This is a genomic window from Lacipirellula sp. (assembly GCF_965279485.1).
Lineage (GTDB): Bacteria > Planctomycetota > Planctomycetia > Pirellulales > Lacipirellulaceae > Lacipirellula.
The window spans coordinates 1,840,647-1,853,725 of record NZ_CBDIIC010000002.1 but is presented as its reverse complement, the minus strand read 5'-3'; the positions used below and the strand labels follow the sequence as shown (position 1 = coordinate 1,853,725).

14 protein-coding genes are annotated in these 13,079 nt (G+C 63.6%); 11 read left to right on the top strand and 3 right to left on the bottom strand.

Annotated features, from left to right (window positions below; translation table 11 throughout):
- The 8 genes from ACQY7R_RS15075 (at position 1) to ACQY7R_RS15040 (ending at position 5,896) form a co-directional block, all read left to right on the top strand.
- Positions 1-450 (top strand): carboxymuconolactone decarboxylase family protein, encoded by a 450-nt coding sequence (locus tag ACQY7R_RS15075; RefSeq protein WP_428306412.1) that lies wholly within the window; start codon positions 1-3, stop codon positions 448-450.
- Between the two features lie 308 nt (positions 451-758).
- Positions 759-1,253 carry a 2-C-methyl-D-erythritol 2,4-cyclodiphosphate synthase gene (gene ispF / locus ACQY7R_RS15070; RefSeq protein WP_428308900.1) on the top strand — a complete coding sequence of 165 codons (495 nt, stop codon included), beginning with the start codon at positions 759-761 and terminating at the stop codon, positions 1,251-1,253.
- A 94-nt stretch (positions 1,254-1,347) separates the two neighbouring features.
- Positions 1,348-3,114: a cysteine--tRNA ligase gene (gene cysS, locus ACQY7R_RS15065; protein ID WP_428306411.1), complete on the top strand. Its 1,767-nt coding sequence runs from the start codon at positions 1,348-1,350 to the stop codon at positions 3,112-3,114.
- A gap of 66 nt (positions 3,115-3,180) precedes the next feature.
- Positions 3,181-3,378, top strand: coding sequence for a type II toxin-antitoxin system HicB family antitoxin (locus tag ACQY7R_RS15060; protein ID WP_428306410.1), 198 nt, complete (start codon positions 3,181-3,183; stop codon positions 3,376-3,378).
- Positions 3,379-3,380: 2 nt separating this feature from the next.
- On the top strand, positions 3,381-3,593 hold the full coding sequence (locus tag ACQY7R_RS15055) for a type II toxin-antitoxin system HicA family toxin (RefSeq protein ID WP_428306409.1): 213 nt from the start codon (positions 3,381-3,383) through the stop codon (positions 3,591-3,593).
- A 28-nt stretch (positions 3,594-3,621) separates the two neighbouring features.
- Positions 3,622-4,161: a crossover junction endodeoxyribonuclease RuvC gene (ruvC, locus tag ACQY7R_RS15050; protein WP_428306408.1), complete on the top strand. Its 540-nt coding sequence runs from the start codon at positions 3,622-3,624 to the stop codon at positions 4,159-4,161.
- Positions 4,162-4,249: 88 nt separating this feature from the next.
- Entirely contained in the window at positions 4,250-4,876 is a 627-nt protein-coding gene (gene ruvA / locus ACQY7R_RS15045; RefSeq protein ID WP_428306407.1) for a Holliday junction branch migration protein RuvA, read from the top strand.
- Between the two features lie 150 nt (positions 4,877-5,026).
- The gene (locus tag ACQY7R_RS15040) at positions 5,027-5,896 is read left to right on the top strand and encodes an alpha/beta hydrolase (RefSeq protein WP_428306406.1); all 870 of its coding nucleotides are present in this window, start codon (positions 5,027-5,029) and stop codon (positions 5,894-5,896) included.
- Between the two features lie 236 nt (positions 5,897-6,132).
- Here ACQY7R_RS15040 and ACQY7R_RS15035 read toward each other — a convergent pair whose 3' ends face one another.
- Positions 6,133-7,281: a PrsW family glutamic-type intramembrane protease gene (locus ACQY7R_RS15035; protein ID WP_428306405.1), complete on the bottom strand. Its 1,149-nt coding sequence runs from the start codon at positions 7,279-7,281 to the stop codon at positions 6,133-6,135.
- Positions 7,282-7,486: 205 nt separating this feature from the next.
- Between ACQY7R_RS15035 and ruvB the strand changes: the two genes are divergently transcribed.
- The 3 genes from ruvB to ACQY7R_RS15020 all read left to right on the top strand — a co-directional run bounded on the left by ruvB (position 7,487) and on the right by ACQY7R_RS15020 (position 10,554).
- Complete coding sequence (gene ruvB, locus ACQY7R_RS15030) at positions 7,487-8,581, top strand: Holliday junction branch migration DNA helicase RuvB (RefSeq protein WP_428306404.1); 1,095 nt, start codon at positions 7,487-7,489, stop codon at positions 8,579-8,581.
- A 161-nt stretch (positions 8,582-8,742) separates the two neighbouring features.
- On the top strand, positions 8,743-9,639 hold the full coding sequence (locus tag ACQY7R_RS15025) for a diacylglycerol/lipid kinase family protein (RefSeq protein WP_428306403.1): 897 nt from the start codon (positions 8,743-8,745) through the stop codon (positions 9,637-9,639).
- A gap of 105 nt (positions 9,640-9,744) precedes the next feature.
- Positions 9,745-10,554, top strand: coding sequence for a metallophosphoesterase family protein (locus tag ACQY7R_RS15020; RefSeq protein WP_428306402.1), 810 nt, complete (start codon positions 9,745-9,747; stop codon positions 10,552-10,554).
- A gap of 127 nt (positions 10,555-10,681) precedes the next feature.
- Here ACQY7R_RS15020 and ACQY7R_RS15015 read toward each other — a convergent pair whose 3' ends face one another.
- Both ACQY7R_RS15015 and metK read right to left on the bottom strand, forming a co-directional pair.
- Entirely contained in the window at positions 10,682-11,623 is a 942-nt protein-coding gene (locus ACQY7R_RS15015; RefSeq protein WP_428306401.1) for a hypothetical protein, read from the bottom strand.
- 155 nt (positions 11,624-11,778) lie between these two features.
- Positions 11,779-12,951, bottom strand: a complete 1,173-nt coding sequence (gene metK, locus ACQY7R_RS15010; RefSeq protein ID WP_428306400.1) for a methionine adenosyltransferase — start codon at positions 12,949-12,951, stop codon at positions 11,779-11,781.
- Between the last annotated feature and the right edge of the window lie 128 nt (positions 12,952-13,079).

Here is a 13,079-nt window from a genome sequence, read left to right as displayed (position 1 = left end):
ATGTCGAAGCGACTTGATTACGCCCGCGTGGCCCCTGACGCGGTGAAGGCGCTGGCGGCGACGCGGCCCTACATCCAATCGACGGCGATCTCGCCGCGGCTGCGGGCGCTGGTGGAACTGCGGACCTCGCAGATCAACGGCTGTGCGTATTGCGTCGACATGCACTCGCGCGAGGCGCGGGCGGCGGGGGAGGGGCAGCAGCGACTCGACTGCTTGCCGGTGTGGCGCGAGACCGACTTGTACGACGACCGCGAACGGGCGGCGCTGGCGTGGGCCGAGTCGGTAACGCTCGTCGCGCAGACGGGCGTACCGGACGAGGCGTTCGCGGAGGTGCGGCGGCACTTCGAAGAGAAGGAGGTCGTCGACCTGACGCTGATTATTGGGGCGATGAATGCGTGGAATCGGCTGGCGATCAGCTTCCGGCAGGGGCCGCCGAAACGGGCGGAGTAGCCGCGGGTCAACGACCCGCCGGAGCGGCTTATCGGTAGTCGCACCGTTTCGATCGCCTCGGATGCAACCCCTGCAGGGTTGAGGGCCGAAATCGTTGGGGCGACCCGGGGTAGATTGCTGCTGCAATCAACCCCGGGCTGGATGACGGAACGCCGTTGGCGTTCGGTGCTGGGATGAATCGCGTGGGGGCGTTAGCTGTTTCGATCACTGCTCCGGCGGGTCGTTGACTCGCGGCTGCTGGTCGGCGGATGTCCTATAGGCCGCGGATTGCCCTCTCCGCTATAATCCGCGCGGAGGGAGCCTAGGCAATTCACGCAAACCAACCACGGATCGGACTGGGAGAGGATTCCCATCGCCTCGCGCCCGGCGGACCGCTGCGGCTGGGGGGCCTCGACGTGCCGCACGATCGGCATGCGGTGGGGCATAGCGACGCCGACGTGTTGCTGCATGCCGTGACCGACGCCTTGCTCGGCGCCGCGGGACTGCCCGATATCGGCGTCTTGTTCCCGAACACGGAGGAAGTGAACCGCGGCCGCGACTCGGCCGACATGCTGCGATTGGCTTACGACCGCGTCGTCTCCGCCGGCTATCGGCTGGCGAACCTCGATGCGGTAGTCCACGCCCAGCGCCCTAAGCTTTCCCCCCACAAAGCCGCGATCGTCGATCGCGTGGCCGCGATCCTCGGCGTCGAGCCGAGTCAGGTCAATGTGAAGGCGAAGACCGGCGAGGGAGTGGGGCCGGTGGGGCTGGAGGAGCTGATTGAGGCGCGGTGCGTGGTGCTGCTGGAGAGGATTGGGGCGTGAGCGCGGTGGAGCTGAACTATCGCCGCTCCGGCGGGTCGTTGACCCGCGGCTACGACACAACTGACTACTGACCTTGGACAACTGACATAATTCCATGAGTGCTTCCGCTTCTACGCAGTCGCCGGCTGGCGAACTTTCGGCTCCGCATCCGACGCTGACGGTTTACAACACGCTCTCGAAGAAGAAGGAACCGTTCCGCACCGTGCAGGCGGGCAAGGTCGGCGTCTACCTCTGCGGGCCGACGGTGTACGACAAGGCCCACATCGGCCACATGGTCGGGCCGGTAATTTTCGATTGCATCAAGCGTTACCTGAAGTACTGCGGCTACGACGTCACGTGGGTGGTGAACATCACCGACGTCGACGACAAGCTGATTAATAAGGCGAACGAGCGCGGCATCTCGATGCTCGACGTAGCCGAGGAAAACATTGCCGACTACAACGGCAACCTGTCGGCGCTGGGAGTCGATCAGATCGATCACTTCCCGCGGGCGACCGAGTGCATGGACGAGATCATCGCGATCATCCAGTCGCTCATCGACAACGGATATGCGTACGAATCGGCGGGCGACGTGTACTTCGACGTCGCGAAGGATCGCGAGTATGGCAAGCTGTCGAACCGCACGCTCGACCAAGTGCAGGGCGACGGCGGCGGCGGGGCCGATCGGAAGCGGAGTGCGGCCGACTTCGCGTTGTGGAAGAGCGCCAAGCCGGGCGAACCGGCGTGGGACAGTCCGTGGGCGAAGGGCCGGCCGGGGTGGCATATCGAGTGCTCGGCGATGAGCAAGAAGCTGCTGGGCGAGACGTTCGACATCCACGGCGGCGGGCTCGACCTCGTGTTCCCGCATCATGAAAACGAAATCGCTCAGAGCGAATGCTGCCACGGCAAGACCTTCGCCACGTACTGGGCTCACAACGGGTTGCTGCGGCGCGATGCGAACGCCGGCAAGATCGGCGGCCGTGCCGAGCGGACCGGCGATGCGGCCGAGGCGCCGGCTGAGGAGCAAGTGAGCGGCAAGATGAGCCGTTCGAAGGGCGCCGGCGGTTTGGCGACGCTCATCGCCAAACAAGGCGGCGAGCGGATTCGCTTCTTCCTGCTGCGGACGCACTACCGCAGCACGGTGCTGTTCAGCGAAGAGGCGATCGAAGAGGCGGCGATCGGTCTCGAATCGTTCTACCGGTTGTTCAAGCGTTACCACCGCATTACGAAGGGCGATTTTTATCATCTGCAGGCCCGCGCTCATCGGACCGAGGGCGATGTGCAGTCGACCGGCAATGAAACGCTCGACGCCGCGGCGGCGTGCAAGGCGCGGTTCATCACCGCGATGGACGACGACTTTAATACCGGCGGCGCCATTGGCGAGTTGTTCGAACTTGCGAAGATTGCGAACCGCTACTGCGATGAAAAGAACCTGGAGAACGGCGGCGCAGACAACGCCACGATCGGCGACCTGACGCTGCTGATGGCAACGATCAAGGAACTGGCGAACATCCTCGGTATCTTCCAGAAGGCGCCGGCGGTGGCTGCCGGCGGCAGCGACGAGACGCTCGGCAAGGTGATGCCGCTGGTGATCGACCTGCGGGCGAACGCCCGCGCGGCGAAGAACTTTGCGATGGCCGACGCGATTCGCGACGGGCTGGCCCCCGCGGGGATCAAGATCGAAGATCGTACCAGCGGCGCTGAGTGGACCGGCGGCGGCGACGGCGCCGTCGACAAGGTGATGGCGATGCTGATCGAGCTGCGGCAAACGGTTCGCAAGAACAAGGATTTTGCGACGAGCGATGCGATTCGCGATCGTTTGAAAGAGGCGGGGATTGTCCTGGAAGATCGCGCTGGGGGGACGGAGTGGAGCCGAGGGTGATATAATTGGGGCGGCTAGCCGATTGCCACACGCCCGTTAATGCGCACGGCCCACGGAGAAAGTTTCATGCGATACAAAGTGATCCTGCAACCGTCGGAAGAAGGCTTTGCGGTCTCGGTGCCCGGACTACCGGGTTGTCACTCGCAGGGAGTCGATGAGCAGGACGCCCTCAACAATATCACCGACGCTCTCCGCGAGTATCTCGAAGTTGTCGACGACCTGAGTCGCGAACAAATTGTTCGTGAAGTCGAAATTGGGGCCTAAACGTGCCGAAGCTTCCAGGCGTCAACCACCTCAACGCGGTGCGCGCCTTAGAAAAGGCCGGGTTCTACATTGCTCGGCAGGGCAAGCATATCGTGATGACCGACGGCCTGCGGGTGTTGACCATTCCGCGCCACAACCCAATCAATGCGATCACGATGGGCAACATCGTGCGCGACGCTGGGCTTACGATCGACGAGTTTAAGAAATTACTCTGAGCCTGTATTTCGTCAGCAGCAACGTCCCATGCGCATCCTCGGCATCGATCCTGGCCTCAACACCACCGGTTACGGGGTGCTGGAGATCGTCAATCGGCGGGTGCGGCTCGTCGAAGCCGGCGTCGTGCGCGGCAAGACGAAGGGTTCGCTCACTGCGCGGGTCCGTGAGATTCATGACGGCGTTTCCGACGTGATTGCGTCGCTCAAGCCGCACGCGCTGGCGCTTGAAAAGATCTATGCCCACTACGATCGGCCGACGACGGCGATTCTCATGGGGCACGCCCGCGGGGTGATTGTGCTGGCGGCGGCGCAGGCGGGGATCGACGTGCACGATTACGCGGCGACGCAGGTGAAGAAAGCTCTAACCGACAACGGCCGCGCGCCGAAGTCGCAGATGCAGCTGGCCGTGCAGCGAGAATTGCGGCTGTCGACGCTACCGGAACCGGCGGACGTGGCCGATGCGCTGGCGATTGCGTTGTGCCATGTCTACTCGTCGACGGCGTCGGCGGGGGGGCTGCGGCTGGATGTCGTGGTGACGCCGACAACGGTCCCCAGGCCGCTAGGATGATGAGCTCGCGTGCAACGGGCGTGTTCCAAATCAAGCTATTACTGCTCCGGCGGGTCGTTGACCCGCGGCTACTTTTTTGCGACTGCTGATGATTACCAAGATTACCGGTGTGCCGATTTCTGTGATGGGCGACGTGCTGACGCTGGCCGTTGGCGCTTTTGAATATGAAGTGCTAATTCCCGAGTTCACGCGCCGGCAGTTGCAGGCGTCGATTGGGCAGCAGACGAGTTTGCACACGATTGAATATCTGGAAGGGAACCAGATGGCGAGCCGGCTCACGCCGCGGCTCGTGGGGTTTCTCAACCCGATTGAGCGGGAGTTTTTCGAGCTGTTTTGCCAGGTCGACGGCGTCGGCGTGAAAAAAGCGCTGCGGTCGATGGTGCGACCTGTCCAAGAAGTGGCCGCGTTGATCGAAGATCAAGATGCGAAGGGACTCGCGGCCTTGCCCGGCATCGGCCCGGCGACGGCGGAGCGGGTCATTGCGAAGTTGCGGCGCAAAGTGCCGAAGTTCGCCCTGCTGGTTGGCCGCGACCTGCCGGCCGACACGGCAACCGAGCGCGACGTGCTGAGCGAAACGTTCGATGCGTTGCGGGCCCTCGGCCACAGCGAAGCGGACGCCCGCAAATTGCTCGATGACGCCCTCGGCCGTAAGAAGAAGTACAAGGACGTCGACGAAATGCTGCGGGCTGTGTACGAGCAGCGGCAGAACGGCTAAGTGTCAGTTGTCCGTGGTCCGTTGTCAGTCGCTGGAGAAATCTTGGCGTTTTCCCGCAACTGACAACGGACCACTGACCACGGACGCCCCACCGGGTAACAAAAACTCGCCCCAGCCGCTTCAGGGACTAAAATGGAGATATCGCCGACCATGGCGAAGGCCGTCCGCCGCGTGCGTCGCGTCGTGCTGCCGCTCCTTTTCTCGTACCTGGCGGTGGTGGTTATGCTCAGCCTCGTGGAACGCTGGCTCGTCTATCCCGCTCCGAGCGCCCGCGAGGGCGATTGGGTCGCCGCCGATTTCGAGCACGAGGACATCGAGTTCAGCGGGGCCGATGGCGCGAAGCTCCACGGCTGGTATGTGCCGCATCCGCATCCCAAAGCGGTCGTGCTGTTCTGCCACGGCAACGGCGAGAACGTCGCCGAGTTGCGGCCGCTGCTGGAGAAGCTGCACGATCGAACCGATGTGAGCATCTTCGCCTGGGACTATCGCGGTTACGGCAAGAGCGTCGGCCGGCCGCACGAGAGCAACCTGCTCGCCGACGCGCGGGCCGCGCAGTTGGTGCTCGCGAAACGGGCCGGCGTGGCGCCGAGCGATATCGTCGTGTACGGCCGCTCGCTCGGCGGGGCCGTGGCGGTGGGGCTGGCGTCGGAGCATCCGGTGCGCGGCATGGTGCTTGAGCGAACGTTTGCCGACATGGTCGAAACGGCCGCGTATCACTTCCCCTGGTTGCCGGTGCGGTGGGTGATGAGGAATCGCTACCCGTCGATTGAGCGGATCGTCACTTATCGCGGCCCGCTGTTTCAAAGCCACGGCACGGCCGATGAGGTGGTGCCGTTCGAGATGGGGAAGAAGCTGTTCGACGCGGCGACGACGGCGCAAAAGACGTTCTTCGTCGTGGAAGAGGGAAGCCACAGCGCGCCGCAGCCGGATGAATATTACAAGGCGCTGGGCGAGTTTCTCGATTCGCTGCCGCCGGTGGGCAGCGGCGTTGGTCAACGCGAACACACCGCAGCGGGATAACGCAGTAGCCGCGGGTCAACGACCCGCCGGAGCGGTGTTCGCTGGGCGCTGCAACCCCTTCAGGGTTGTGATGCGCTGCGTTCAGTAACCCAGGGTAGATCGCTGACGCGATCAACCCTGGGCTGGATGATGGAACGCCGTTGGCATTCGATGCGGCGCGATTTTCTCTTGCTGCATGCTGTGGGTGCATGCCGGTTTGCGTCACCGCTCCGGCGGGTCGTTGACCCGCGGCTGCCTCACACCGTCACCATCGTCTCCGGCATTTCGCGGAGGAAGAGGTAGACCATCACGCTCTGGGCGACGATTCCCATCACCAGCACGTCGCCGGCGTCTTTCCAGCCGACGGCCGCGCACAAATAAACGAACGTCGCCGCGGCGACTGTTGAGACGCAGAACAAAAAGTTTGCGGTCAGGCTGATTGGCTCCACGCGCAGTGCCTGCAGCGGCCGCAACTCGCGGAAGAACTGGAAGACTAGCAGCAGAAAGATCGCTGGCGCGGCGATCGCAATGTCTTTGAAGATGGGCATCAACAGCGAGTCGTACAGGCCGTGCGCCAATACGATCACGCCAAACACGGCAATGAATTGCAAGCCGCACTCTTTCGGCCAGACGCACGCGCGATAAGCGGCTAACCCGACCAGTCCGGTGAGCGCCATGTGCGCGGGCGCCGGCATCATTAGGCGGCTCAGCGTGCCGCTGGCCATGCTGCTCCAGATGTAGCCGACGTTCTCCTCCATCGCGAACCCCAGCCCGACCGAGCCTGCCACGAGCAGCGCGGCCAGTTGATCGCGGCGGTAAACGAGCCAAGGGAGAAATGGCAGAAAGCAGAGGAACTTCGAGAGTTCTTCGCGCAAGCCGACGCCGAGCGTGAAGTAGCGAATCCCTCCCGCGAAGTCGTCGGCATCGACAAGCCCCCACTCGCGTTCTTGCCACATGATCAGAAAGAGCGTCGGCCAAATGCTCGCCACTCCGAGCAGCAGGCCCAGCGGCGGGAACCAGAGCCGATAATCTCGGAAGCTGCGAATCTGAATGGCCTGCATTACAAACGCCAGCCAGCAGACGCCGGTCAACACGCCCAGCCCGGTGGTGCCCCATTGCTCCCAACCCAAAACCATGTAAGGGGGAATAGCCCACCAGACGGTTTGCCAGTCGCCCGCGTCTGCCAGCCGCTCGATCTCGTCGTAGGCGCGGCTCTGCGGCGTCGGCTCTGGCTTGACCTCTTCCTCTTGCTTCATTGCTTTCAAGTTGATCCATGCTGGCACGTAGGCGTCGACCGCGAGGCCGGCGACCACGCCGATGGCGAGGATCGAGATCACCATCTTCCACAAAAATCGCGGATTGCGGGTCTTCGTGCGTAGGTAGTTTCGCCAGACGATCTCAGCCATCGTTCCGCCCTGGTGCGTGCATTGGGCCGCTGTTTCGCGGTTCACTTCTCCCGTTGGATTCGGGTATAGTACCACCAGTAGTAGCGTACAAGTGTTCAGAAAGTTCACAAGCGCCGGGGGCGGGGACGCCCCGGCTCGCTTGCTCGCTTGCTCGCTGCTTGTTATCGACTTTTGAATTCATTCCTCTGCCCTTTAGCTGTGCTTCATGTCGCGCGAGCCGATTATTTCTAGTGACGATGCCTTTGAACCCGACGAGCCCTCGGGATTCACTCCGCTTGGCCGCGAGGACGATCAAGTTCTCCGTCCGCAGCGGATGGAGGACATGGTTGGCCAGCGCGAGGTGTACGAGCGGCTGATGATCGCCGTCGACGCCGCTCGCATTCGGCAGGAGACGCTGGGGCACATTTTGCTCGACGGACCGCCGGGCCTCGGCAAGACGACCTTCGCCACCTGCATTCCGCGGGCGCTCGACGTGCCGCTGCAAATCGCCAGCGGCGCCGCCCTTAGTGCGCCGAAGGATTTGCTGCCGTACCTGACGAACGCCCAGGAAGGGTCGGTGCTGTTCATCGACGAAATCCACCGCCTGCCCAAAGCGGTGGAAGAGTTCATGTACCCGGCGATGGAAGACTTTCGCATCGACATCACGCTCGGCGAAGGGGTAAGCGCGCGCACGGTGAACATGGCGCTGCGGCCGTTCACGATCATTGGCGCCACGACGCGAAGCGGCTTGCTGTCGGCGCCGCTGCGCGATCGGTTCCAGGTGCGCGAACATCTCGACTTCTACTCGCACGAGGAACTCACTGAGATCATTCGCCGCAACGCCCGCAAGCTGCGGGTGGAGATCGACGACGAAGCGGCGCTGAAGATTGCCATCTGCAGTCGCGGCACGCCGCGCATTACGAACAACCGCCTCCGCTGGGTCCGCGACTACGCGACGACGAAGGCGACGGGCAAGATCACGCTGCCGGTGGCCGAGGCCGCGCTCGGCATGCTCGGCGTCGATCCGCTGGGGCTCGACCCGCAAGATCGGAAGTATATGGAGACAATCCTCCGCGTCTTCCACGGCGGTCCGGCGGGCGTCGAAGCGATTGCCCACACGCTCAACCTGGCGGTCGACACGCTCACCGACGAAGTCGAGCCGTTTCTGCTTCGCTCGGAGTTGGTCGTTCGGACGCCGCGCGGGCGGAAGCTGACCGCGAAGGGGTACGAGCATTTGGGGGCGACGCCCGACGCGGTCATTAACGGCGCTCGACATGGCCGCGGAAACGGCGACAGCGACCGGCCGCTATTTGCGGAATAGGGTTTGCCTTGCTTGGTAGCCGCGGGTCAACGACCCGCCGGAGCAAACCACAACGGATTTATGATTGCTGATTGATGATTTCTGATTTGAAGAGGTCGTCTCCACCTCGCCAGCATCATCATCAATCAGCAATCCTAAATCATAAATTTCCATCTCGCCGCATGAAGGTCATCGCCCTCCTGAACCGCGACTCCGGCACGTATGCCGCCAGCGCGAATGCTAACTCCGATCCCGCCCAGCAAGTGGCTGATGCACTCTCAGCCGCCGGCGTCGACGCCGACGTGCGGAGCGTGGCCGGCGATCAACTCGATGACGAAGCGCGGGCCGCCGTGAAAGCCGGCGTCGACGCGGTGGTGGCGGGCGGCGGCGACGGTACGATCAGCACCGTGGCGGCGGCGCTCGTCGGCGGGCAGACGCCGCTCGGGGTGTTGCCGCTCGGGACGCTCAACCACTTTGCCAAAGACCTCGGTATTTCGTTTGATCTTGCCGAGGCAGCGAAGGTCATCGCCGCGGGCGACGCGCGGCCGGTTGACCTTGCCCGGGTGAACGACCGGATCTTCATCAACAACTCGTCGGTCGGCGTCTATGCCCGTGCGGTTGTCGATCGCGATGCGACGCGGAGCCGATTGAAGCTCAGCAAGTGGCCGGCGATGGCGCTCGCGGCAATGAAGACGTTTGTGCGGGCGCCGATGATTCAGGTGCGCCTCGATGTCGAGGGGAAGGTTGACCACTTGAAGACGCCCCTCATTTTCGTGGGCAACAATCGGTACCGGCTCGATCTACTGAAGATTGGCGCCCGCGATCGGCTCGACGAAGGTGTGCTGTCGCTATACGTCGCTCGCGCGCAAACGCGGTTGGGGATGTTGAAGTTGCTGCTCAACGGAGCGCTCGGGCGGCTGGAGCAAGATCGCGATTTCGAAACGCTCTATCCGCGCGAGGTGTGGATGGAGACGCGGCGGAGCCGGCTGCACCTCGCGGCGGATGGGGAGGTGATGCGGATGGAGGCGCCGCTGCATTATGAGATTTTGCCGCGGGCGCTAAATGTGTTGTTGCCGTAGTTGTCTCCTAGTCCCCGGCTCCGCCGGGGGGTGAGTCTCGGGCTAGTTGGACGTTTCCTTTACTTCGAACCGACCCCCGGGCGGAGCCCGGGGCTAGAACGCGCGATGCGACGCATTATTCATCTTTCCGACCTCCACTTTGGCGCCGAGGAGCCGGCGATCGCCGAAGGTTTGTTGAAAGACATTAATCAGCAAGCGGCGCAGTTGCTCGTGGTGAGCGGCGATCTCACGCAGCGAGCGCGGGCGGCGCAGTTCGCTGATGCGGAGCGGTTTCTTAAGCACGTCGAGTTGCCGCGGATCGTGGTACCGGGGAATCACGACATTCCGCTGTACAACGCGATCGCGCGGTGGCTGACGCCGCTTGACAACTACCGGCGGTTCATTGGCGTGAATGTCGAGCCGACGTTTTACGATGCGGAGCTCGCGGTGGCGGGCGTGAATACGGCTCGCTCGAACACTTGGAAGGATGGCCGCATCTCGCCGGCGCAGGTCGAGCGGCTGCGGCAGTTCTTCGTTGCTCAGGCGGATGCGGCGTGCAAGATTCTGGTCGCCCATCATCCGTTCATTCCGCCGGCGAAGGAGCCAAACGCGGCGCTCGTCGATGGCGGGCCGGCAGCGCTGCGGGTGTTCGAAGCGTGCGGCTGCCATCTCATTCTCGCGGGGCATTTGCACGTGGCGTATTCAGGCGACGTGCGGCCGCACCATGTGGAAGTGAAGCGATCGATTCTCGTGATTCAGGCGGGGACGGCGATCTCGCATCGTCGCCGCGAGGAGCCGAATGCGTACAACGTACTCACCGTTGACGGGACGACGCTGACGCTCGAGGTGCGGACGTGGGATGGCCGTGAATTTATTGGCACGGTGCCGCAGCGTTTTGTGCAGACGACGGAGGGGTGGAGTAAGAGTGGTTCGTAAGTTTGGTGGATACCGGACGCGGCGCTAACTACACCACATGAAAGTTCTGGATCCCTCCCCCTGGAGGGGAGGGGACCTCAACTTCTATTGGCGCGACGCTGGCCGGCGTGGTGAGCGACCCCCGGGGCTAGAGTGGCGCCGCGGTGAACTCGATGAGGACCGAGCACTCCTCGGCGGCTGGCGTCGCGAGTCGAACTTCGAGCCGCGTGCCGTGGGCGAGCGATTGAATCACTTTCACCGTCGCATCGGGCCCGTCCGACGGGTCGGCCTCGATCGTCGGCCGTCCGGCGAGCGGCGGGCAGAAGCCGACGTGGAGCGTCGCGTGTCGTTGCCCGGCGACGAACTCGGCGCGGAGCGTGCCGAAGATGGTTTCGACGCCGGCCTCGTCGCGAATGCGGGTGAGTTGTTGCAGAACATTGGCGTCGAGTGAGTCGACAGCGTGTTCAGCATCCTCAAGTTCTTCGTCGTGTTCCTCGTGGAGCGCGGTCTTGAGTTCCGCGTCGTCGAACTCGCGATCGAACAGCGGGTAGTGCTCGCGCCGCTCTTCACGCAGCGAGAGGACGTCGGAGGCGTCGACCAGTTCGCCGCGCGGGCGCCAGGGGCAGAGGCCCGACTCGTGATCGACGAGCCGCGGCGTCCAGCCGGGGGCGGCGTCGAAGAACCAATCGCGCTGCAGATAGTCGGCGACGACGAGCGGCAGCCAGCAGAGCCAGTTCCAATAGTCGAACGACGGGAACGAGCAGCCGAGGAACATCAGGCCGATCGTGAGCGTGCCGCCCCAGCCGACAAGTTGTTCGCGGAATTGGAGCTGTTCCCGCCGCCGCGGCGGGCTGGTGAAGCGCCAAGCGACGCGGCCGCCGAGTAGGACCAGCGCCGTGAGTAGGATCGTCGCCAGTAGCGGCAGCGTCGGCAGGTGCGAGGTGAAGGCGCCGGCCGCGCGGCGGGTGACGAGCACCGAGCCGACGACGAGCAGCGCGATGACGCCGCCAGGCGCAGCAGCCCGGACCCACGTGATTGTGAGATTGCGCGTCCGTTCAGGAAGGGTAGCGGTGGATCCAACCGTCGCCATGCCAGGTACGATACCCGACGAAGGGGCGCGCGGCCAAGCCGAGTTGAAAAGTTGCGTTGATCGGGCAGGGTGGGATGAGTGCGAACGAAATAAAAAAACAGCCCCGACCTAGCTAGGTCGGGGCTGCTCGTTAGTACTTCAAGCGTGATCGCCGCTTACAGCTTGTCAGCTTCAGCCTTGATCTTCGCGGCCATGTCGGTCTTCTCCCACGTGAATTCCGGCTCGTTGCGGCCGAAGTGGCCGCCGGCGGCCGTTTTGCGGAAGATCGGGCGACGCAGGTCGAGGTGCTTGATGATCCCCGACGGCGACAGCGGGAAGAGCTTCTTCACGATGTCGCAGATCTTCGAGTCTTCGATCTTGCCGGTGCCTTCGGTGTCGACGTAGACGCTCACCGGGTCGGTGACGCCGATGGCGTAGGCGAGCTGCACTTCGCAGCGTTCGGCCAGGCCCGAGGCAACGATGTTCTTCGCGACGTAGCGGGCCATGTAGGCGGCGCTGCGATCGACCTTGGTCGGGTCCTTACCGCTGAAGGCGCCGCCGCCGTGGCGACCCCAGCCGCCGTAGGTATCGACGATGATCTTACGGCCGGTGAGACCGCAGTCGCCGTGCGGACCGCCGACGACGAAGCGACCGGTCGGGTTGATGTGGTACTTGATCTCGCCGGTGACGAGCTCAGCCGGCAGTTCCGGCTTGATGATGCTTTCGATGACGAACTTGCGAATCGCTTCGTTCGAAACGTCTTCGCTGTGTTGCGTCGAGACAACCACGGTGTCGATGCGGGTGGCCTTGTTGCCATCGTATTCGACCGTGACTTGGCTCTTGCTGTCGGGACGGAGCCAATCGACCTCGCCGTTCTTCCGGGCGGCGGTCAGGCGGTTCATGATGCGGTGCGACAGCGCGATCGGCAGCGGCATCAGCTCGGGGGTGTCGTTGCAGGCGTAGCCGAACATCAGGCCTTGGTCGCCGGCGCCGATGTCCTTGCCCTTCGAGGCGTCGTCGTTGACGCCCATCGCGATGTCGGCGCTTTGCTCGTCGATGGCGACGAGGACCGAGCAGTGGTCGGCGCTGAGACCCATCGGCGAGTCGGTATAACCGACGTCACGGATCACCTCGCGAACGACCTTCTGCATGTCGACGTAGGCCTTCGTGGTGATCTCGCCGGCGATGACGACCATGCCGGTGGTGACCATCGTCTCGCAGGCGACGCGGCTATAGGGATCTTGGGCGAAGAGGGCGTCGAGCACGCCGTCGGAAATCTGGTCGGCCAGCTTGTCGGGATGCCCCATGCTGACTGCTTCGCTAGTGAACAGGTATTTTCCGGATGCCACGAACGTCGTCTCCACAAGTAGCGTTAAATAGAGTGAGGCCGCGCTTGGTGGCGCGGAACCGGCAGTATAGTGCTTTGGTTCGCAGGGCGGCAACCGGCTGGAATCCGGCGGTAACTGGCGGTTGCGGG